This is a genomic window from Amycolatopsis sp. NPDC057786 (assembly GCF_042797905.1).
GTDB lineage: Bacteria > Actinomycetota > Actinomycetes > Mycobacteriales > Pseudonocardiaceae > Amycolatopsis.
This window is the reverse complement of the sequence record NZ_JBHVKW010000008.1, coordinates 18,497-38,925: the sequence shown is the minus strand read 5'-3', so window position 1 is coordinate 38,925 and position 20,429 is coordinate 18,497. Positions and strand designations below refer to the sequence as shown.

Annotated in this window: 25 protein-coding genes and 1 tRNA gene; 13 read left to right on the top strand and 13 right to left on the bottom strand. The window is 68.8% G+C overall.

The window, feature by feature from the left end:
• Positions 1-7 precede the first annotated feature (7 nt).
• From ACFVM3_RS07935 to ACFVM3_RS07915, 5 genes are all read left to right on the top strand, one after another.
• Positions 8-661 carry a response regulator transcription factor gene (locus tag ACFVM3_RS07935; protein ID WP_378436675.1) on the top strand — a complete coding sequence of 218 codons (654 nt, stop codon included), beginning with the start codon at positions 8-10 and terminating at the stop codon, positions 659-661.
• Between the two features lie 28 nt (positions 662-689).
• Positions 690-1,826, top strand: a complete 1,137-nt coding sequence (locus tag ACFVM3_RS07930) for a sensor histidine kinase (protein ID WP_378436673.1) — start codon at positions 690-692, stop codon at positions 1,824-1,826.
• Positions 1,827-1,868: 42 nt separating this feature from the next.
• Positions 1,869-2,321: a hypothetical protein gene (locus ACFVM3_RS07925; RefSeq protein WP_378436671.1), complete on the top strand. Its 453-nt coding sequence runs from the start codon at positions 1,869-1,871 to the stop codon at positions 2,319-2,321.
• A 58-nt stretch (positions 2,322-2,379) separates the two neighbouring features.
• Positions 2,380-2,865, top strand: coding sequence for a hypothetical protein (locus tag ACFVM3_RS07920; protein ID WP_378436669.1), 486 nt, complete (start codon positions 2,380-2,382; stop codon positions 2,863-2,865).
• A 156-nt stretch (positions 2,866-3,021) separates the two neighbouring features.
• On the top strand, positions 3,022-3,393 hold the full coding sequence (locus ACFVM3_RS07915) for a ribosomal protein L7/L12 (RefSeq protein WP_378436667.1): 372 nt from the start codon (positions 3,022-3,024) through the stop codon (positions 3,391-3,393).
• On the opposite strand, the gene ACFVM3_RS07910 is transcribed toward ACFVM3_RS07915, so the two are convergent.
• Entirely contained in the window at positions 3,357-4,091 is a 735-nt protein-coding gene (locus tag ACFVM3_RS07910) for a hypothetical protein (RefSeq protein ID WP_378436856.1), read from the bottom strand. The two genes, ACFVM3_RS07915 and ACFVM3_RS07910, sit on opposite strands and share 37 nt — an antisense overlap.
• 851 nt (positions 4,092-4,942) lie before the next feature.
• Positions 4,943-5,019: transfer RNA gene (locus tag ACFVM3_RS07905), tRNA-Ile, on the bottom strand.
• A 223-nt stretch (positions 5,020-5,242) separates the two neighbouring features.
• Between ACFVM3_RS07905 and ACFVM3_RS07900 the strand changes: the two genes are divergently transcribed.
• The gene (locus tag ACFVM3_RS07900; protein ID WP_378436665.1) at positions 5,243-5,395 is read left to right on the top strand and encodes a hypothetical protein; all 153 of its coding nucleotides are present in this window, start codon (positions 5,243-5,245) and stop codon (positions 5,393-5,395) included.
• Positions 5,396-5,420: 25 nt separating this feature from the next.
• Here the strand turns inward: ACFVM3_RS07900 and ACFVM3_RS07895 are convergent, their stop codons facing one another.
• The 8 genes from ACFVM3_RS07895 to ACFVM3_RS07860 form a co-directional block, all read right to left on the bottom strand.
• Complete coding sequence (locus ACFVM3_RS07895) at positions 5,421-5,939, bottom strand: hypothetical protein (RefSeq protein ID WP_378436663.1); 519 nt, start codon at positions 5,937-5,939, stop codon at positions 5,421-5,423.
• Positions 5,940-5,996: 57 nt separating this feature from the next.
• Entirely contained in the window at positions 5,997-6,761 is a 765-nt protein-coding gene (locus ACFVM3_RS07890; protein WP_378436662.1) for a polyphosphate polymerase domain-containing protein, read from the bottom strand.
• Positions 6,758-7,342 (bottom strand): DUF4956 domain-containing protein, encoded by a 585-nt coding sequence (locus ACFVM3_RS07885; protein ID WP_034321767.1) that lies wholly within the window; start codon positions 7,340-7,342, stop codon positions 6,758-6,760. Before ACFVM3_RS07885 ends, ACFVM3_RS07890 begins: the two co-directional genes overlap by 4 nt.
• A 57-nt stretch (positions 7,343-7,399) precedes the next feature.
• The gene (locus ACFVM3_RS07880) at positions 7,400-8,065 is read right to left on the bottom strand and encodes a response regulator transcription factor (protein ID WP_126729373.1); all 666 of its coding nucleotides are present in this window, start codon (positions 8,063-8,065) and stop codon (positions 7,400-7,402) included.
• Positions 8,062-9,453, bottom strand: coding sequence for a sensor histidine kinase (locus tag ACFVM3_RS07875; protein WP_378436659.1), 1,392 nt, complete (start codon positions 9,451-9,453; stop codon positions 8,062-8,064). Before ACFVM3_RS07875 ends, ACFVM3_RS07880 begins: the two co-directional genes overlap by 4 nt.
• Positions 9,454-9,462: 9 nt before the next feature.
• Positions 9,463-9,747, bottom strand: a complete 285-nt coding sequence (locus ACFVM3_RS07870; protein ID WP_378436657.1) for a hypothetical protein — start codon at positions 9,745-9,747, stop codon at positions 9,463-9,465.
• A gap of 57 nt (positions 9,748-9,804) precedes the next feature.
• A complete protein-coding gene (locus ACFVM3_RS07865; protein ID WP_378436655.1) occupies positions 9,805-10,965 on the bottom strand; it encodes a N(5)-(carboxyethyl)ornithine synthase in 1,161 nt (386 codons plus the stop codon).
• Between the two features lie 224 nt (positions 10,966-11,189).
• The gene (locus tag ACFVM3_RS07860) at positions 11,190-12,008 is read right to left on the bottom strand and encodes an NAD(P)H-binding protein (RefSeq protein WP_378436654.1); all 819 of its coding nucleotides are present in this window, start codon (positions 12,006-12,008) and stop codon (positions 11,190-11,192) included.
• Between the two features lie 136 nt (positions 12,009-12,144).
• Between ACFVM3_RS07860 and ACFVM3_RS07855 the strand changes: the two genes are divergently transcribed.
• Together ACFVM3_RS07855 and ACFVM3_RS07850 are read left to right on the top strand one after the other, a co-directional pair.
• Positions 12,145-13,290 carry a CaiB/BaiF CoA transferase family protein gene (locus ACFVM3_RS07855; RefSeq protein ID WP_378436652.1) on the top strand — a complete coding sequence of 382 codons (1,146 nt, stop codon included), beginning with the start codon at positions 12,145-12,147 and terminating at the stop codon, positions 13,288-13,290.
• Between the two features lie 57 nt (positions 13,291-13,347).
• Positions 13,348-14,511, top strand: coding sequence for an FAD-dependent monooxygenase (locus tag ACFVM3_RS07850; protein ID WP_378436650.1), 1,164 nt, complete (start codon positions 13,348-13,350; stop codon positions 14,509-14,511).
• Here the strand turns inward: ACFVM3_RS07850 and ACFVM3_RS07845 are convergent, their stop codons facing one another.
• On the bottom strand, positions 14,512-14,985 hold the full coding sequence (locus ACFVM3_RS07845; protein ID WP_378436649.1) for a MarR family winged helix-turn-helix transcriptional regulator: 474 nt from the start codon (positions 14,983-14,985) through the stop codon (positions 14,512-14,514).
• Between the two features lie 77 nt (positions 14,986-15,062).
• Here ACFVM3_RS07845 and ACFVM3_RS07840 point away from each other — a divergent pair, with 77 nt between their 5' ends.
• The 5 genes from ACFVM3_RS07840 (at position 15,063) to ACFVM3_RS07820 (ending at position 17,795) form a co-directional block, all read left to right on the top strand.
• Positions 15,063-15,836: an ABC transporter permease gene (locus ACFVM3_RS07840; RefSeq protein ID WP_378436647.1), complete on the top strand. Its 774-nt coding sequence runs from the start codon at positions 15,063-15,065 to the stop codon at positions 15,834-15,836.
• Between the two features lie 127 nt (positions 15,837-15,963).
• A complete protein-coding gene (locus ACFVM3_RS07835) occupies positions 15,964-16,545 on the top strand; it encodes an RNA polymerase sigma factor (RefSeq protein WP_378436645.1) in 582 nt (193 codons plus the stop codon).
• Entirely contained in the window at positions 16,536-17,102 is a 567-nt protein-coding gene (locus ACFVM3_RS07830; protein ID WP_378436643.1) for an Asp23/Gls24 family envelope stress response protein, read from the top strand. Before ACFVM3_RS07835 ends, ACFVM3_RS07830 begins: the two co-directional genes overlap by 10 nt.
• Positions 17,092-17,493 carry an Asp23/Gls24 family envelope stress response protein gene (locus ACFVM3_RS07825; protein WP_378436641.1) on the top strand — a complete coding sequence of 134 codons (402 nt, stop codon included), beginning with the start codon at positions 17,092-17,094 and terminating at the stop codon, positions 17,491-17,493. The genes ACFVM3_RS07830 and ACFVM3_RS07825 overlap by 11 nt, the downstream gene beginning before the upstream one ends.
• Entirely contained in the window at positions 17,490-17,795 is a 306-nt protein-coding gene (locus ACFVM3_RS07820) for a hypothetical protein (protein WP_378436639.1), read from the top strand. The genes ACFVM3_RS07825 and ACFVM3_RS07820 overlap by 4 nt, the downstream gene beginning before the upstream one ends.
• 58 nt (positions 17,796-17,853) lie before the next feature.
• On the opposite strand, the gene ACFVM3_RS07815 is transcribed toward ACFVM3_RS07820, so the two are convergent.
• Entirely contained in the window at positions 17,854-18,531 is a 678-nt protein-coding gene (locus ACFVM3_RS07815; protein ID WP_378436638.1) for a fasciclin domain-containing protein, read from the bottom strand.
• An 88-nt stretch (positions 18,532-18,619) separates the two neighbouring features.
• Entirely contained in the window at positions 18,620-20,176 is a 1,557-nt protein-coding gene (locus tag ACFVM3_RS07810) for a molybdopterin-dependent oxidoreductase (protein WP_378436636.1), read from the bottom strand.
• Positions 20,177-20,429 lie beyond the last annotated feature (253 nt).

Sequence of the window (20,429 nt, the reverse complement as noted above, 5' to 3'; positions counted from 1 at the left end):
TCGGCACATGCGGGTTCTGGTGGCCGAGGACGAGGTGGCACTCGCCGAACTGGTGGCGGCAGGCCTGCGCCGCGAAGCGATGGCGGTCGACGTCGTGCACGACGGGCTCTCCGCTCAGCAACAGCTGGCCGTGCACGACTACGACGTGCTCGTCCTCGACCGCGATCTGCCGGGCAGGCACGGTGACGAGGTGTGCGCCGAACTGGTCGCCGCGGGCAGCCGGACCAGAGTGCTCATGCTCACCGCCGCGGGTTCGCTGGAGGACAAGGTGGACGGCCTGCGGCGGGGAGCCGACGACTACCTCACCAAGCCGTTCGAGTACCCCGAACTGCTCGCTCGGATACACGCTCTGGGCCGACGGTGCCAGCCCGGCCTGCCCCCGGTGCTGGAGCGCAAAGGAGTGCGCCTGGACGTGGCAAACCGCGCGGTGACCCGCGACGGTGCGCCGATCAACCTCACACCCAAAGAGTTCGCGGTGCTCGCGGTGCTCCTACGCGCACAGGGCGCGGTGGTGAGCACCGAACGGCTCCTCGAACTCGCGTGGGACGAGCACGCCGATCCGTTCACCAACGCGGTCAAGGTCGCCATGTCGAAGCTGCGCACCAAGCTTGGCGCGCCATCCCTGATCGAGACGGTGCCCGGTGCCGGCTACCGGATCTGACCCCAGACCCACCCGGTTCACCGTCCGCGTGCGGCTGACCGCACTGTACGGAGGCCTGTTCCTCGGCTCTGGCGCGGTCCTGCTAACCGCGATCTACCTGCTGATGCGCGGTCGCTTCCCAGTCCTGCTGCGCCGCGCCACCGGTCCTGACGACGGTGGGCTGAGCGTTCCCGCCGTCGCACCGAAACCACCGATCGACGGCGGCTCAGGTGACACCGTCGCGAACCGGATCCAGGCACTGACCCTCGACACCCTCATGCTGTTCTCCGGAGTGTGCCTGGTCGTCGTAGCGGCGCTGGCCGCGCTGGCATGCTGGTGGCTCTCAGGCCGGGTACTGCGCCCGCTGCACACGATCACCACGACCGCACGACGGCTCTCATCGTCGAACCTGCACGAACGCCTTGCGCTACAAGGGCCCCGCGACGAGCTCACCGACCTGGCCGAGACGCTCGACGATATGCTCGACCGGCTCGAGTCAGCCTTCGACAGCCAGAAGCGGTTCGTCGCGAACGCCTCACACGAACTGCGCACACCGCTCGCGGTGCAGCGGGCCGCCGCACAGATCGGCCTGGCCGGCGAGCCCACACCGGCCGAGACTGCGCGGACCCGCGATCAGATCCTCACCGCCAACCGTCAGATCGAACGGCTCATCGACGGCCTGCTGGTGCTCGCCCGCAGCGACCGCGGCCTGGACACCCGCGTGCCGCTCCAACTGGACGAGATCGTGACACGAGCAGTCGAACAGCACCGCGCGGAAGCAGTGGCACGCGGCGTCGAGGTGAGAACCGAGCTCGACTCGTCGACCGTGCTCGGGGACAGCGCCCTGCTGCAGCAACTCGCCACCAACCTGATCACCAACGCCATCAGGCACAACTCACCCGGCGGCACGGTATGGGTCGGCACCGGCTACGACGGGCTCGTCGTAGCCAACACTGGCCAGGACATCGCCGAGGACGAGATTCCCCTGCTGTTCGAACCGTTCCGCCGCGGCCAGGCACGCGACACCGCCGACGGCGGCAGCGGCCTCGGACTATCCATTGTGGACTCGATCGTCCGCGCCCACGACGGCACGGTCACCGCGTCAGCCCGACCCGGAGGAGGACTCCGCGTCACCGTCGCGATTCCCCTCGCCTGCGAAACGATCCGGAAACCCTCGAGCAGGTAGACCTGAACGGCCGGATCCCCCGGCTCGACATCAGGAGGCTCAATGAGGGTGTTCGCAGGACTGGGCAAGGTGGCGGCCGCGATCGCGGTGATGGCGGTGTTGACCGCCTGCACGACCGACCCGTCGAATCGCGTCGACCCGCTGCCCAACCCCGACGAGATGGCGGTGAAGTGGGCACAGTGCATGCGCGAGCACGGGGCCGACGTACCCGATCCCGACCCGAACGTCGGTGGCCGCGGAGAGCCCGCCCAGGCCCCGCCGCAGGAAGATCCCGCGAAGCTGGAGGCAGCTCAACAACAGTGCAAGCAGTTCGCTGGAGGCGGCAAGGTGAAGACCACCGACCCCGCCGAAGCGGACCGGCAGGCGAAGTACGACCAGTGTCTGCGTGACCACGGCATCGTGGTGCGGGAGGACCCCAGCGGCGCGACGGTCGTCGAGGAGACCGACAAGGCCAAGCTGGAGAAGGCAGCACGCGAGTGTGGGAGCGGGCAGTGAGGCGGCAGGCATCGACTTCCGCGGTACTGACGTGACGACGTAGGGGTCGCTCGGCGATGTGGTGCTCGACGCTCGGCAAGCCGAAGCGCTGGCGTCGGCACTGCAGGCCATCCTCACGCTGCATCGACCCGATTTCCCTGAAGCTCAACATCTTGTCGCTCCGCAGCCAGCAGCGCCAGACGAGCACAAAGTCCTCGCCAGGCATCTGAAATCCAGTTTGTCGGGCATTAACGTATTCGCGCGGAAAACACGCAAGCAAGCCAACGTAAGAGCTGCGCAAGCAGCGCAGGCCGAGCTGGCAACCCTTCGCGAGAAGAATTGTCTGCTCCACGACCAGTGGCAGGCCGAACTCGACGGACTCTGGCAACGGTTGGTCGATAACGATCCGGATATCGTCCTCGGTACGCTGGCCGAAGCCTTCGAGGATAACGACGCCGCGGCCGCGCCAATCGGAGTGGAAGCCGGCGAAGCCTCCATTGCCGTCCTGGTACCGAACATGTCCGCAATACCCGAGCGTCGTCCCACGACGACGGCGGCAGGCTGATGGTCTGCGGCTAGGTTTTGACAACGGCGAGGGAAGCCTTTGCGGCCGCACCCGGGTTACACAGCCAACGCATCATCGCGGTGCGCAACACTGACCCCGACGCCTACGGACACATACACCGAAGCGATCCTCGCAGCTCGGTTCTCCCGAGAGTCTTTGCATGGCGTCCGATGGGAAGTCGCCGACGCAGCAACGATCGTCAACGACGCCTGCGATGAACTCCAGGTTCAGATGACTGGCCCGAGCCAGCAACTCACCGCTCTGTCCATGTCCGCCGAGCCAGACCTTGCCGTCGTAATCTCCGCCATCGATCACGACGCACTCCAAGAGCAGCGAGGCCCAATAGACGACATCGGCAACTTTGAAGTCATCCTCGCCGACCCCGGCAAGAGAAAGATCCAAGTGATCAAACTGGTTCGCGTGTGTGTGGACGGACTAGGGATCAAAGAGGTGAAAGAACTCGTCGAATCGGCGCCACGTCCGCTGCTCAGTCACGTCAGCCAAGCGCGAGCGGAAGGCGTCAAGTAGTGCTCGATGGCCACATCCGAACACAGGTCGCCACCACCACAGCCACTGAACATCGCGTACATGCTATCGCTGTCGTGGTTGCAGTCGATCATATCGGGCACGGCCAAGTAGATGTTGTCCGCCTGGGCGTGGATCCGCTGCTGTAATTGGCGGAGGCCAGCCTCCTCCACCAAGGTGATCATGGCCCGCTCAGCATCCGAGTCATAGCCGACCCACCTGCCTAGCCGCGCTGGGTCCAGGTACCTGGAGTTGCTGCGGTCATCTGGCTCGCGGGGCGCACGTTGTGGCCCGTCGACCGGAAACGCCACAGCGACTATGCCACTTCCTGCAGGCCACGACGCGCCATCTATTACCTTCGCGAGCTTGCCGAGCTCGCGTTCGGCACGCTCCCGCTCAGCGCGTTCTGGCACACGTTCGGCTTCGAGGCTCCGAACCCGCAGTTCGAGGCCGGCCACCTCGTCCTCCAGAAAGCCGCAAAGCCCCGCGACCAGCCGTAGAACCGAGCGCCTCGGCGCAGCGGGAACGACTGATTCGACGAACGAGAGCAGAAGCCGCGTGTCGAGCTGGCCATCTTCGGCGCACAACGCCTTCCGAAGAACGCCATGAACGTGGTCCCACGATCGGAAGACCGCGCCCCGGCGAAGACGTGACGGCAGCTCTTCGCAGCCCGCGGACCTCCCGCTGCCGGATCCGTTCACCGCTGACCTCGAAGTACTCACCGATTGAGGACAGAGTCACAGACTCACCGTCGAGGCCCATGCGCCTCAGGAGGATGTCCCTGTCACCGACGGGTACTTTAACCAGCGCTGCTCGGAGCAGCTCGGCACCGATCCACGGCACTTCGTCCGACCCGTCGATGATCTGCTCCGGAGTGAGGGTCAGTCGCTCGACGTCGAGCCAATCACAATCGAGCACCCAGTCAGAAAGCTCCAGCGTCCCATACCGCTGGAACAATCGGATGCCCACTGCCTCGAGCGCGGTCGCATCATGCCGGACCAGCACCGATAGCTCTGGGCCGTCGGCCAGGCGTTCCGAAGGCAATCCGGTGATCGAAGGCCACAGTAAGGCTACTTACGACTGTCCCATCGAAGGTGCTTGCCGTGGCCGCGATTGCGATCGTCGCGCAAGGCTCCCGGACGTGGAACGTGGCGGAGGTGGTGTCCACTCAGCGGCCGCCGAAGTGATCCTGTCGAGCATGGAGGCCATGCTGCCTGCCAGCTGCTCGCCCCGCAACAGGATCGAAACCACCGAGCGCTGATGTGCGGCCGCGATCGCCCCGGGCTCTTCCTGATCGAACAGCTTGCACAGAAGGTGATCTTCTTTCTCCTCGGTCCACCTGTCACCACGCCGTGCTGCCTCCATCCCACCCCTCCCGGTGATCATTCACCTTATCCACGGGAGCAGATCCGGTCGCAGCTACGGGCACCACTTCTCCAACTATCGGCACACCGGAGCAAACGGAGACATAACGGAGCCCAGTCGCGATTAACGCCGAGGCGAAATTGCCGTCGAAGGGCAACATTCCCGCAGGTCGGCAGCGGTATCGATGTGGTGGGCCGGGTCGGGCTCGAACCGACGGCCAAGGGATTATGAGTCCCCTGCTCTAACCAACTGAGCTACCGGCCCCAACGGTGCCCTGACACCTCCACGGGAGCCGTCCCAGCCCGAACAGCGGGTTTGCGAACGCACAGAGGTCCCAGTTCGCTCCAAGTTATCACAGCGCTCACCTGCCACGATCGCCTAGGCCGATCAGCTGGTTTCCGGCTCCAGACGAGGCCGTCTCGTCTAGGTTGCAGGGACCAGCGCCGGGTGGCACGCCGCCCGGGCCCATCGGGGCAGGGAGGCGCTCGTGGCGAATCCGGTCGCCATCGGGCTCGGTGTCATAGCCGCCCTCGGCCTCGTGGTGTCACTGAGGGCGAGCATCCGGGTACTGCGGCGAGCCGGTCTCCGTGTCGACGCGATTCTCGCCGACGAGCTGGACGACCGGCCGCCGTCGCGGTAGTCGATTACCGGTCCTCTTTGGACAGTCAGCTGCCCAGGCCGGAGCCACCACCCGGAGGCGTAGTGGTGGTCTCAGGAGGTGCTGTGGTCGGCGTCGGCGTTGCGCTGGTCGGCCGCGTCGGCGTAGTCGGCGTAGTCGGCGGCAAGGTCGTCGATGGCGGCTTCGGCGTGGTGGTCACCGGGGCACCGCCATAGGCCGCGAAGCTGAACCAGATCGCCCCACCGGCCTTCGGCGTGGTCTGGTTGAACATCGCCCGCACCTGGAACGTGGTCGCCGTGTACGAACCCTGCACCGTGTTCAGCATGTACGCGTTGAACTGTCCTGGCGTGTTCGCGGAGACGACCACCACCGCCGGGACCGCGCCCAGCGCGTGGTGCACGGTGCACATCCCGGCGCCGTCGGTCACGCACGACGTCTCCGCGGCCTGCACGCTCGGCGCAGGCGACGGGCCGACGGCGCCGGAAGTCCCGGCGAACACGGTGCCCCCGGCCGCGGCGGTGGCCAGCCCCGCCACGGCGAGCGCGGCCTTCTCTCTGATCCTCATGTTCGATCTCCCTCGCTCGGAACCCGAAAGCAAGGGTCGGCCGCCGCGCCGCGATCGTTACGCCACGCCGAGCCGCCGCAGCGCCGGCCGCCACCGGTTCCCGCCGGTGGCCAGCCCCAGCGCCACCAGGCCCGCGCAGTATTTGCTCACCGACTGCTCCCGGATCCGCAGTTTCGCCAGCGCCTCGGTGACGCTGGTGCGCTCGGACGCCGACTTCACCTCCAGCAGCACCAGGTCGCCCCCGGCGGCGAGGCTCCGCGAACCCGAACGCCAGACCAGCGACGTGTCGCAGGTGATCCGCGCGTCGGCGGCGACGAGGGTGGTCCGCCGGTAGTCGGTGATCAGCGCGGGGGTCAGCGGCCGGGGTGCCGGGCGGCCGTAAGCGGCGGTCAGGGCGTCGTCGAGGAACGTCAGCGCGGGCGCGGTCAGGCCGTGCGCCGCCTCGGCCGGATGCGGGCGGCGGACCTTGACCGTCTCGTCGCGCCGCCCGCTCACCTTGAGCTCGCAGTAGGTGTCGGCCGAATCGGTGTAGGTCCGGGTGCGGATCTTGAACCGGCGCCGCCGGTCCTGCCGGTGCGCCCGGTAGATCGCGAGGTCCGGGGTGTCGAAATACGTCGACGAGTAGCCGAACACGCGTTGCCCGTCGATCTCCAGGCAGCGTAGCGACAATGCCTCGGTGACGGCCAGGAAGTCGTTGAGCGGCAGGACGTATTTGCGGTCCGTGCGGCTCATCAGCCCGCTCGTGGCGACGACTTCGGCCAGCGACAGCGACGGAAGTCCTTTCGCCACCGCCGCGACGGTGGCCGTTCCGCGCCCGCTCACCGGTGCCCCGCCGGGGCGCCGTGGACGACGGCGGCGGCGTCCGGGCGGAACCGGACGTCGACGACGGTCACCTCACGGACATAGTCCACTTCGGACACACTGTGCCGCACGACCGTTCCGCCGAGCCGCGCCCGCAGTTCCATCAGCATCGTCTGTTCGTCGGGGTACACGGTGTCGAGCACGACCGTGCGCCGCTGCGGGCCGCGCGTGCGCGACGGGTGGTCCGCGACGTACATGACGGCGAGCAGCAGGACGTTGAAGACCGCGACGATCCGCCAGTCCGCGGACGGCAGCCCGTTCACCAGGCCCAGCACCAGTGCGACGAAGTAGTACGCGACCTCCTGCTGGCTGATCGAATCGGACCGCAGCCGGATGATCGACAGCACGCCGAACAGGCCGAGTCCCAGCGCGCTCGCGGTCGACACGGAAAGCAGCACGGCGACCGAGACGCAGACACCGACGTTCAGCGCGAGATAAGCGCAGGCGAGGTCACCGCGGTGGTGACGACGGGCGTAGATTCCGTACGCGAGGATGACGGCGGCGACGAGGTCGACGGCGAGATGAAGCAGTGTCGTGGTCATGAAAACCACTGTGGCGGAAGAAGAAGAGACCGCTGTGAGAGCCGGATGAGAACCGTCTCATCCGGACTCACCGAGCCGATAGCCCATGCCCCGCACGGTTTCGATCCGCTCGGCACCGATCTTCCCGCGCAGGTAACGGATGTAGACGTCCACCACGTTCGATCCCGGGTCGAAGTCGAAACCCCAGACCCCGCCGAGCAGCTGCTCGCGCGACAGCACCTGGCCGCGATTCCGCAGCAACGTCTCCAGCAGCGCGAACTCGCGGGCGGTGAGGTCCTTCTCCTCCCCCGCCACCGAAACCTTCCGTGTGCGCAGGTCGAGCGAGAGCTCCCCGGCACGCAACACCGCCGGCTCGGCTTCGGGATTGCCCCTTAACCGCAAGCGGATCCGGGCCAGCAGTTCTTCGAAGGCGAAGGGTTTGGCCAGATAGTCGTCGGCGCCGCCGGACAGCCCGGCGACGCGGTCGACGACGCTGTCCCGCGCGGTCAAGATGATCACCGGCACCGTCCGGCCCGCCGCCCGCAGAGCCCGCAGCAGATCCGAGCCGTCGAGGTCCGGGAGACCGAGGTCGAGGACGACCAGGTCGTGCGCGCCGGTCAGCGCCTCCGTCAGCCCTTCGGAGCCGGTCTTGACCCAGCGGGTCGCGAATCCCTGCGCCCGCAGTCCTTTCTCGACGAACGCGCCGATCCGGGCGGAGTCCTCCACCACCAGCACACTGGTCACACGTCCGCACCTTCCGCGACGGGGATCTCCATGGTGAACCGCGCGCCTTCGCCGGGCACGGTGTCGAGCAGGACGCGGCCACCGTGCGCTTCGGCGATAGCGGCGACGATCGCCAGCCCGAGCCCGGCGCCGTCGTCGCCGTTCGAGTTGCTGCCGCGTTTGAATCGCTCGAAGATCCGGCTTCTCGAATCCGGCGGGACCCCCTCGCCGGTGTCGCGGACCCACAGCCGCGCCGTCGTCGCGGTCACCTCGGAGCCGAGGGCGATCTCCTGGCCCGGCGAGGTGTGCCGGACGGCGTTGGAGACCAACTGCAGCAACGCCTGCGCGAGCCGCTGGCCGTCCGCGCGGACCTTCACCTCGGCGACCGCGTCGAGCCGCCAGACGCGGTCGGCCAGCGGACGGGATTTGGCGAGGGTCTCGACGGTGAGGTCGGCGAGGTCGGTCTCACCGAGTGTGAGGAAGCCGGGGTTGCCGGACTTCGCGAGGACCAGCAGATCGTCCACGATCCGTTGCATACGCCCGAGTTCGTCGAGGACCAGATGCCGCGTGGCGGCGTTCTCCTCGGGATCGTCACCCATCAGCTCGAGATGGCCGCGGACGATGGTGATCGGCGTGCGCAGTTCGTGCCCGGCGTCGTCGATGAACTCGCGCTGCCCGGCGAAGGCGCTTTCGAGCCGGTCCAGCATCGTGTTGAAGGTGCGCCCGAGCGCGGCCACGTCGTCCGAGCCGCGGACCTCGATCCGGCGCGAAAGATCGGTCTCGCCGATCTGCTCGGCGGCCAGCCGGACCTCCCGCACCGGCGCGAGGATACGGCCCGCGACCAGCCAGCCGATCAGCCCGGCCAGCACGAGCGCGGCCCCGGACATCGCGGCCATCACGCCGACGACGTCGTTGATCTCGCCGGCGGCGTGGTCGACGAATTCGACGATCACCAGCGCGCCGCGGCCCGGCGAGCCTTCGATGGTCACCGGGACCACGCCGTACCGCGCGGATCCGACCGCGGTGGTGACCGTCCCGTACGCCGGGCTCGTCGCCCGGGACAGTTCCGCGACGAACTTCGGGTCGGTGTCGAGCCGGACCGGCGGCTCGATCGCGCTCCGCCTCGACGCGGCGCCGTCGCTGATCGAGAAGAACGTCTCGTACTTCTCGGGCAGGTTCCGTTCCAGGTGACGGCCGAGGACCGCCTCGACGGTGGCGGGCCGCCCGGCGGGACGGGCGTCGGACGACGCCAGGAAGGCCCTGAGCTTGCCGGTCTCGTGCGCGATCTCGTTGTCGAGGCGCTGGTCGAGCTGGTTGTGCAGGACGGTGCGGGTGGCCAGCAGCGATCCGGCGAGGGCGAGCAGGACGACCAGCAGGACCCACGCGAGGATCCGGGCGCGGGCGCTCATCGGCCCGGCTCAGTCGTCGAGGTCGAAGTCGAAATGGTCGTCACCGTCGTGGTCGTCACCGTCATGGTCAACGCCATCATCGAGGTCGTCGTCGTGTCCGGCCAGCCGGGGCGGGACGACGGCGGGCGGGGCACCCGCTTCTCCCGGCCCGGTGACGGCCCGCCCGGCCGGCGCGACGACCGCCGGGCCGAGATCGGGTGGCGAGGCCGCGGTGGCCGCGATGACGGCGAACGTGCCGGTGGCCGCCACCACGACGGCGGCGGCCCCGGCCAGGACGATCATTCGGACTCGCATACCACCCAGGCTGCCCGCCGCGGGTGAGTCACCGATGAGGGCTCGATGAGAACTTTCTCATCCGCGGGCTCGCCGGTGCGTGTGCGGATACTCCGGCGAGCGGTGCTGGAAGGCCAGGATGTCGGGATTCCGGATCGTGCCTTCGCTGATCTCGATCGCCCGGTCGAGCGTCGGGTCGGCGGCCCACGCGGAGCGTCCCGCCAGCACCTGCTCCAGATGCGGCAGCAGGGCGCCGCTGATCTCCCAGGTCGCCGAGTCCCAGAGGTAGGACGGGCTGTGGTCGACGGCGTAGTAGGTGACACCGCGGACCTGGAAGGTCGGCTCCGTGAACGTCGTCGGCTTGGCCCAGCTGAACCCCATCGCCTCGTCGCAGGAAACGTCGACGACGAGACTTCCGTGCCGGAACACGGCGAGGTCTTCCTCGACGAGGAACGTCAACGGCGCCTTCGGGTCCTGCAGTACACAGTTGACGACGACGTCGTGCCCGGCGAGGAACTCCGCCAGCGGCACGCGACCGTCCTCGGTGATCGCGTGACTGCGGCGGAGGTCCGCCGGGCCCTTCAGATCGTGGTCGAGATGCACGATGTTCGCCGAGTGGATCGGCGAACCCACCGCGGTGACGCCGCGGTGGGTGAGGACGTGCACGTCGTGGATCCCGTGCGCGTTCAACGCCGTCACCGAACCGCGCGCGGTCGCGCCGAAGCCGATCACGACCGCGCGGAGACGGCGGCCGTAGTCACCCGTCGAGCCGGTCAGCTGCAGCGCGTGCAGCACCGAACAATAACCGGCCAATTCGTTGTTCTTGTGGAAGACGTGCAGGCCGAAAGAACCGTCACCGCGCCAATGATTCATCGCTTCGAAAGCGATGAGGGTCAGTTTCCGGTCGATGGCGAGCTGGGTGAGCTTGTCGTCCTGGACGCAGTGCGGCCAGCCCCAAAGCGTCTGTCCCGGCCGGAGTTCGGCCAGATCTTCCGCGAGCGGTTTGGCGAGGAGAATGACGTCGCAGTCCGCGATCAGCCGTTCACGGGAACGCATACCCCCGACCAGGGGCGCGAGATCCTCGTCCGGGATGCCGAAGCGTTCGCCGTAGCCGTCTTCGAGAAAAATGCGCTTACGCAGACCGGGTTCGATCCGCTCGAGATGTCGCGGATGGATCGGAAGCCGCCACTCGTTTTCTTTTCGCGAGTGACAAATGACGCCGAGAGTGAGTTGGTCCACTTGGGGCCCCTTAAATAGACCTCCAGTCTAGGCGGTGTCCGGTAAGTCTGTTCGATGGGCTTCGTGATCCAGGCGGTTCCTGACGGTGCGGGCGGTTCGGCCTCGTACCAGGTCGTACTCGGCTGGACCGCCCGTGCCGTCAGGGGCCGCCTGGGCGCGGAGACCGCGAACAGACTTACCGGACACCGCCTAAACGCAGGGGCCCCGCCGAGGTGAGCCGAGTGTCACTTGAACGCCGCGGCGTTCCGCGCCGCCCAATCGGCGAAGGTGCGCCCCGGTCGTCCGAGCACCTTCTCGACGTCGAGGCTGACCCGCCGCTCTTCCTCCGTCGGCTTGCCGAGGATCGAGAGCGTGGCCTCCACGACCACCGGCGGCATGAACTCCGACATCGCGGCGCGCGCCTCGGCTTCGCTCAGTTCGGCGAACCGCAGCGGTTCGCCGAGCGCGTCGCCGAGATCCGCCGCCTGCCGCCGGGGCGTGATCGGCTCGGGTCCGGTGAGCACATAGGTCCGGCCGTTGTGGCCGGGTTCGGTCAGCACGGCCGCCGCGACGTCGGCGATGTCCGCCGGGTCGATGACGGGCAGCGCGACGTCGCCGAACGGCGCGGCGACGACCCGATCGGCCCGGATCGCCGGTGCCCACTGGAAAGCGTTGGACGCGAAGCCGCCCGGCTGCAACACCGTCCACTTCGGACTCGCCGCCTTGACCGCCTCCTCGAACGCGGGCGCGTGCCGTCCGGTCGCGACCCCCTGGGAGGACAGGAGAACGATCTCGGCTTCACCGGCCGCCGCGACGACCTCCGCGACATCTCCGCCCGCCCCCAGGAATTCTCCCGACGTCAGAAGGAAAACCCGGTCCGCTCCGGCGAAAACCTCCTTCAGCCCTTCGACATGGGCGAGATCGGCCCGCACGGTCCGCACGCCGTCCGGCACGTCCGACGGCGAGATCCGGCGCGACACCGCCGTCACTTCTTCTCCCGCGGCGACAAGGTTTTCCACCAGCAGCCGTCCTACGTTCCCGGTCGCTCCGGTCACTACGATCATGGTCACTCCTCGGTTCGCGTTTCGTTGACGCGACCGAAGCTACCTTCCCGGAGATAGTAGGTACCTAGAGGAAAGTAATGGGTTCGTGAGCGCGATCACAACTCCGCGGGCGCGAGCGTCCGCTTAAGGTCGGGCCATGCCCGAAACCGCACTCGGCCCGCTGCGCGTCCTCGACTTCTCGCGGGTGCTCGCCGGCCCGTTCGCCACGATGCTGCTGGCCGACCTCGGCGCGACGGTGATCAAGGTCGAGCGGCCGGGTACCGGCGACGACACCCGCAGCTGGGGACCGCCCTACGACACCGCAGGTCAGGCGACGTACTTCCAGTCGGTGAACCGGAACAAGACGAGCGTGGCGCTGGACCTCGGCGACCAGGACGATCTCGCGAAGGCCAGGGCACTCGCGCTGGAGGCCGACGTCGTGGTCGAGAACTTCCGGCCCGGCGTGATGGAGCGGCTCGGGCTCGGCCCGGAGGTCCTGCTGGCGGCGAATCCCGGCCTCGTCCTGTGCTCCGTCACGGGTTTCGGCTCCGGCGGCGGCGCCGCGCTGCCCGGTTACGACCTGCTGATCCAGGCCGTCGGCGGGCTGATGAGCATCACCGGCGACCCGGCGGGCGAGCCGCAGAAGGTCGGCGTCGCGCTCGTCGACGTCCTTGCCGGGCTGTTCGCGAGCGTCGGCATCCTCGCCGCCCTGCGCCATCGCGACCGGACCGGGCAGGGACAGCGGGTCGAGATCGACCTGCTGTCCAGCCTGCTCGCGGCGCTGGTCAACCAGGGCAGCGCCTACACCTCCGGCGGGACGGTCCCGGCACGGATGGGCAACCGGCATCCCAGCATCGCCCCCTACGAACTCGTCCCCTGCGCCGACCACGAACTCGCGCTCGCCGTCGGCAACGACCGGCAGTTCGCGGCGTTGTGCGAGGTCATCGGACTGCCGGAACTCGAGGACGACCCCCGGTTCGCGACCAATCCGGCGCGGGTCGAGCACCGGGCCGAACTCCGCGCGCTGCTCGAAGAGCATCTCGGCAAGCGTCCGGCGGCCGAGTGGGCGGCGGAGTTGAGCGCGGCCGGGGTGCCCGCCGGGGAGGTCAACGACATCGCGGGCGCGTTCGCGCTGGCCGAACGGCTCGGCCTGAACCCGACGGTCGATCTCCCGCGGCCCGACGGCACGTCGGTGCGGCTGACCCGCAACCCGATCGGGTTGTCGGCGACACCTGCGCGCTACGAGACCGCGCCACCGGACGCCCCCGGACAACTCACTCTTCCGCTGCCCGGCTGGAGCTGACGGGAGTCGTCAGCGGGCTGTCAGCGCTTCGTCAACGTCGGCCGCGAAGCTCCCGCCATGACGAACAGGACAGTCCTCATCTCAGGCGCCGGCATCGCCGGCCCTGCCCTAGCGTTCTGGCTCTCCCGCCAGGGCTACGCGGTCACCGTCGTCGAGCGGTCGCGGGAACTCCGCGGCGGCGGACAGGCGGTCGACTTCAAGGGCGCCACCCACCGTTTCGTGCTGGAGCGGATGGGCATCCTCGACGAGATCCGCGAGCACCAGACCGGCGGGCTCGACCAGACCATCGTCGACGCCGAGGGACGGCCGCTCGCCGTCCTGCCCGGCGAGTTCACCGGTGGCGACGTCGAGATCGGGCGCGGCGACCTGGCCCGGATCCTCCACGCACGGACCGAGCGGGACTGCGAGTACGTCTTCGGCGACTCGATCGCTTCGCTGACCGAGACCGCCGACGGCGTCGACGTCACCTTCGAGCGCGGTGCCCCGAGGCGCTTCGGCCTCGTCTTCGGCGCCGACGGCATCCACTCCACCGTGCGACGGCTGGCGTTCGGCCCCGAAGCCGATTACGTGAAACACCTCGGTCACTACTACGCCCTGGTCGAAACCGAAGAGACCGACGGCGGCCCGGCGGTGATGTACAACGAGCCCGGACGCATGGCGGCCACCGGCGGGCCCAAGGCGAGCGCGTTCTTCGTGTTCGCTTCCCCCGAAATCGCCTACGACCGGTACGACATCGGGCAGCAGAAGGAGATCCTGGCCGCCGCGTTCGACGGCGGCGGCTGGCGGCTGCCCGAACTGCTGGCGATGGTGAAGCGCTCGGACGACGTCTACCTCGACTCGATCGCCCGTGTCGCGATGGACGGATACTCCACCGGACGCGTCGCGCTCCTCGGTGACGCGGCCTACGGCAACACCCTCGGCGGCTTCGGCACCGGGCTCGCGATCGTGGCCGCGTACGTCATCGCCGGCGAACTCGCCGCGGCGGACGGCGACCACGAGCTCGCTTTCCGCCGCTACGACGAGAAGTTCCGCGGCTACGCCAAGGTGGCCCGCAGCGCCAACGCCGGTCCGTTCCTCGCGCCACCCACGAACCTGCGGATCAAGCTGCGCGACCTGATGTTCCGGCGGCGGATTCTGCTGCGCTCGATGCTGTGGGTGACCGACCGGCTGGCCACCGACATCACCCTCGACGAGTACCCCGCCCTCGCCCGGCTGGGCTGATCAGAGTGGTGGCGCGGCACCGTGGCCGCGTTCGCCCCCGGCTCCGTGCTCGGCGACCTGGAGCAGCAACCCCGCCGCTACGCGCACGATCTCCCGTTCGGCGGGGGTCAGCGCTTCGCCGAGCGCACTGGCCAGCCAGCGGTTGCCGTCCCGCACATGCTCTCGCAGCGCTTCGCGGCCGAGGTCGGTGATCGCGATCCGCTGCGCCCGCCGGTCGTGCTCGTCGGGGCGCCTGGCCACGCGGCCTTCCGCTTCGAGCGCGTTCAGCACCCTGGTCAGCGACTGCGGCTGGAGTCCCTCGATCGCGGCGAGCGCGCTGACGGTCAGCGGCCCGCTGTGCCGCAGGTTCGCCAGCACCGACGCGGCCAGTCTGCTCAGGCTCCGGTCTTCGCCGGGTTGCTCGGCCCGGAGACGGGACGACAACCGCGAAACGGCCCAGCGCACCGCTTCGGCGGTCTGCGTGGCTTCACTCACAGTACAACTCTAACACTTGCCTTTTTGGGAAGAAGACCAAGGTCGGATACTTCAATAGGCAAGCGTACGCTTCATATATGACTCCGAGTCCGTGGCGAGTGTTCTGGGGTCTGCTGGAACACGATCTGCTCATCACCCGGAAGCAGCTCGGCGGGGTGCTGGCGCAGGTGCTCATGCAACCCCTGCTGATGCTCCTGGTGTTCGGGAAGGTCCTGGGTGCGCTCGGCTACACCCCGCCCGGCTACGCGCGGCTGCTCCTGCCCGGCCTCGTCGCGCTGAACGCCTTCTTCGCCGCCGCCCAGAACGCGTCCTTCCCGCTCGCCATGGAATTCGCCACCCGCACCATCGAGAACAGGCTGCGGGCACCCGTACCGCTCGCCTGGATCGTCGTCGAGCGGATCTTCGCGGCGGCGTCGCGAGGGCTGGTCACGGCCGTTCTCATGGTCCCGGTCGGCGCGCTCGTACTCGGTGAGCTGTCCTGGCGAGCGGCAGGCCTCCCGGCGGCACTGGGGTACACCGTGCTCGGCGCGCTGGCCGGCGGCGCGGCCGGGGTGACGATCGGCTCACTCGTCTCGCCTGCCCGGATCGGGATCACCTTTTCGCTCGTGATGCCGCCACTGCTGTTCACCGGCTCCGCCCAGTTCCCCTTCCCGGAACTCGCCGCGGTCCCCTGGTTCCGGGCGTTGTGCGCGCTGAACCCCATGACCTACGTCAGCGAAGGCCTGCGTGGCGCGCTCACGCCGCAGATCGCTCATCTGCCCGGGTGGCTCTGCGTGCTCGCGCTGGCCTTGGCGCTGGTCGTGTTCACCCCCGCGGGTCTCTGGGCGTTCCGACGGCGGGCGATCACGTGACTTCGGCGTGCGCGATCCGCGGTGCCGTGGTCGGCTGGGTTTCCCGCGTGACGTTTCCGGGGAAGCCGTGTCTTACCTGGTGAGGTGAAGGGAGCTTCGGCATGACGGCGCTGCACAGGTGCGCTCGATGACGACTTCGGAGAGAACCGAACCGCTCGCGGCGGGCGAAACCGTGTTGGACGACGCGACGTTGGTCGCGCGCGCCCGCGACGGCGAGGTCCGCGCGTATGAGCAGCTCGTCCTGCGGTTCCAGGGGCCGATGTACCGGCTGGCGCTGCGGATGCTCGGGAACAAAGGGGACGCCGAGGACGTCGTCCAGGAGGTGTTCCTCGTCGCCTGGCGACGGCTCGGCCAGTTGCAGGAGGACGCGGCGTTCGTCGGCTGGCTCTACCGGATGACGACCAACCGGTGCCTGAACGTGATCCGCGCCAGGAAGCCGGTGGCCGACGTCGAGCTGGATCAGCAGGAGTCCGCCGGTTCGGTCGGGCGGCCCGAACGCGCGGCGGAGACGAGCGCGCAGATGACGGCGCTGACCGGGGCGTTGGACCAGCTGACCGCCGAGCAACGCGCCTGCTGGTTGTTACGCGAGGTCCACGGGCGCTCCTACGAGGAGATCGCGAAGGCGATCGGGGCGACCACCACCGCGGTGCGCGGACGCATCGCGCGAGCACGAGCACAGTTGGCGGAGGTGATGGCGCCATGGCGATGAACCACGCGACCCGCGACTACCTGCTGCCGTGCGGCCGTGATGTGGAACAGATCTGGGACCGGCTCGACGAGGTCGACGCCGGCCGGGCGGATACGCACGAACTCGACTGCCCGCACTGCCGGGCGACCCGCGAAAGCCTCCGGGTGCTGCGCGGGCTGACCAGGCAACTGGCCGAAGACGACGCCGAGCCGTCGCCGGATCTCACCAGCCGGATCATGTCCGCGATCCGCGCCGAGGTGCGGCGCCGTGACCTGGTGCCGCTGGCCAGCCCGGAACCGGGTGACGTACAGGTGAGCGATCAGGCGGTCGCGGCGGTGCTGCGGTTCGCCGCGGACTCCGTCGACGGTGTCCGCGCGCGGCGTTGCCGGGTCCACCGGTCGGGCGAAGACACCGACGCGCTGGCCGTGGACGTGGAGCTGAGCCTGGCGATCGCGCATGATTTCGACGGTGACTCGCTGGACCTGGTCCGTGAGCGGGTCACGGCGGCGGCCGGCGCCAGGGTGGGTCTCCGGCTGGCCCGGCTCGATCTGGTGGTGGAGGACATCTATGACGCGTGAGCAGGCCCCGGCCAGGCCACTGGTCGAGACGGTGATCTCCCCTCCGGTGATCGCGGCCGTCGCCGCGCACGCCGCGACCCAGGTCCCCGGCGTGGTCCGCCTGGAACCCGGCTTGCGCGGGCTCGCCGGATCATTGACCCGGATCGCGCGGCAGCGGATCAAGGGCCTCGAACCGGCGCCGACGGAAGGCGTCCGCGCGTTCGTCGAGCACGATCCGCCGGACGTCCGGGTGGAGATCGACCTCTCCCTCTCCGGGCTGGACCAGGCGGCGGCGACGGCGCAGGCGGTGCAGCGTGCCGTCGGCAAGGCGGTCACCGAGGCGACCGGGCTCACCCCGTCGGCCGTCTCCGTGTCCATTTTGGACATCGAAATCCGTGGAGGACTGTTGTGACCGCACGTTCCGAATTGACCGCGTCGCTGCTGAGCACGCTCCGCGAGGTGCCGGGGCTCCGCGCGGCGACCCCGTCCACCACGGCCGCCGCTTCGGCGGTGCCGTGGGACCTCGACGTGATGGCCGTCGACATCTCGGAGAACGTCGTCGAGATCCGCGTGGTCGCGCTGGAGGTGCCGATACCGCCGCTCACGGAGGCCGCCGGGGCCGCCTTGCGCGCGGTGCTCACCGGAACCCCGTGGGAGAACGCGAGCCTGCGGATCGTCGTGACCGACGTGGACGCCGCGGCGCTCGTTCCCTGACAGGAAAATCGCGGTGGCCACGCCCGGAAGCGTGGCCACCGCGATCAGGGGTGGGGACCTAGTTCTTGTTGGTGCCAGGGGTCAGCACCTTGTCGATGACGAAGACGGTGGCGTTCTTGGTGGGGATGTTGCCGCACAGCACCTTCGCGCCGTTGACGGTCATGTTCTCGCCGGAGCCCTCGATCTTGACCGGGCCGCCCGCGGTGTTCAGGCTCTCCACGGATTTGGCGGACTCCAGGCCCTTGGCGTCGTAACGCTTGCCGACGACGTGGTACTGCAGGATCGGGGCCAGCTGGTCCGGCTTGCCCGCCAGCTCGGTGAACTTGGCGTCGCCGAGGGCCTGGAAGGCCGGGTCCGCCGGGGCGAACACGGTGATGGCCTGCTGGCTGTTGAGGGTGTCCACCAGGTTGGTGGCCTTCACCGCGGCGACCAGCTTGGTCAGCAGCGGGTTGGTCGACGCGGCGCTGGCCACCGGCTGCGGGCCCATCGAGTCGAGCGAACCGGGCGCACTGCCCTGCGGCAGCTGCGAACACGCCGGGCCGAACACGTCGGCGTTGGTGGTGACCCCGTCACCGGTAGCGGCGCTGGACATCGGGGCCGACATGGACGAGGACGGGGCGGGCGCGGGGGCGCTGCTGGAGCTGCCGGACGAAGCGCTGTCGTTGCTGCTGCAGGCGGCCAGTGCCAGCGCGGTGACCGCGGTGAAACCGATTCCTGCGACGCGAAGCTTGCTCACGGAAAATCACTCCATTTGTTTTTCGGACTCTTACCGGGTATTCGGAACCACCGCGAAATCGGATTGCCACACTTTCGAGTGACGCCGATCACCGTGCGGTGAAACTGATGACGTGCCTGCCCGTCGCGCCGTCCGGAACGGTTCCGGCGCGGGCGTCGGTCTGGGTGTAGCCGGATTTGTCGACGGCCCGGACGGTGACCTGGTGACTGCCGGGCGGGACGTCGAATTCGGTCCACCACATCCGCCAGGTGTCGACGCTGACCTCTCGGGAAAGTGTTGCGGGCCGCCAGTTCCCGCTCGGGCCGAGGCGGACTTCGACCCGCTCGACGCCGGTGTGCTGCGCCCACGCCACGCCGGAGATCCGGACCTTGCCCGCGGGCACTGTTTCGAAGCCTTTCGGACTGTCGATCCTGGACTGCGTTTTGATCGGGGCCTGTTCACCCCAGCCGCGATCGAGCCAGTAGGCGCGGCGCGCTTTCCAAGTGGTGATCTCCAGGTCCTTGACCCATTTCGTCGCCGAAACGTAGCCGTAGAGACCGGGGATCACCATTCGCGCGGGAAAACCGTGTTCGACCGGGAGCGGTTCGCCGTTCATCCCGATCGCCAGCATCGCACCGCGTTCCGGGTCGAGCGCGGCCACGACCGGGCTGCCCGCCGTCCAGCCGTCGGCGCTGGTCGAGAAGATCTGCTCGGCACCGGGCAGGACTTCGGCCTCCCGCAGCAGATCCCCGAGGTCGACGCCGATGAAGTTCGCCGTGGACACATAGGTCCCGCCGACCTCGTTGGACACGCAGGTCATCGTGATGGTGCGCTCGATCAGCGGCCGGTCGCGGATGTCGGCGTAGCTGAACCGTTTTTCGTCGCGCACCATGCCATGCAGCCGGAGACTCCAGTCCTCGGCGCGGACCTGCGGCACCGACAGCGCGGTGTCGACGCGGTAGAAGTCGCGGTTCGAGGTGAGGAACGTCGGCGTGCCCAGTTTGGCGAAATCCGCGTCGGCCGGGATCGGCGGCGCCGGCTCGGCGGGCACGAGCCGTCCGACGGCCGCCCGGGAAGACTCCGCGTCCCTGGTCCCGGAGAGAAGCTGCCCTCCGGCCCCCGCCGCACCCGCGGCGACGACGGCACCGGCTCCGGCCAGCAGCACCGACCTGCGTGACGGCGCGGTGCCCGAGGCTTCGACCTGGGGCTTGACCGAGGCCAGGCGATGCAACCAGAGGAACACGCCGACCCCGGTGATCAGGCTGGCCAGCGGGGCGAGCAGCGCGACCAGCGAGAGGTCGGGGCGCTGCGACACGGCGAGTCCGCCCAGCAAACCGAAGGCGGCGATCAGCACGACCCCCGGAACGGGTGACCGGCGCGAGACGATCCCCGCCACGGCGGCGGCGAGCACCATCACGACGGCCATCCCGCCGAGCAGCACGAGCTTGTCGTAGACACCGAACGTCCGGACCGCGAAATCCTTCAGCTCCACCGGCGTCAGGTCGATCGCCCCGTTGCCGACCGCGAGGTACGGCGAGGCGTTGACGCTGATGAACCCGGCCACCAGATGACCCGCCGCCAGCGCCGCGGCGAGGGCCACGACACCGATCAGCGCCGCGCCGAAGCAAGGGAGGCGTGGTTCCCGGTCCGCCCGCGAAGTCTTCATGCCCGGTATTCGGCGCGACCGGGCGCACGGACAGGTCGCAAGTGGCGATTCGTGTCAGGGCAAAGCGCGTCTTAGGCACCTACTGGGTTTTGGCGACGGCTGATCGTGGGTCAGGTCGTAAAGGCCTCCTTGCCTACCCTGACGGTAGTGAAGGAGGCCTACACGACCTTGGTGACCGCCAGGTTCGCTTCACACCTTGCGAAGTACATAAAGGCCCCCATCCTTGCGCCTAGGTACAGGAAGGGGTCCTTCA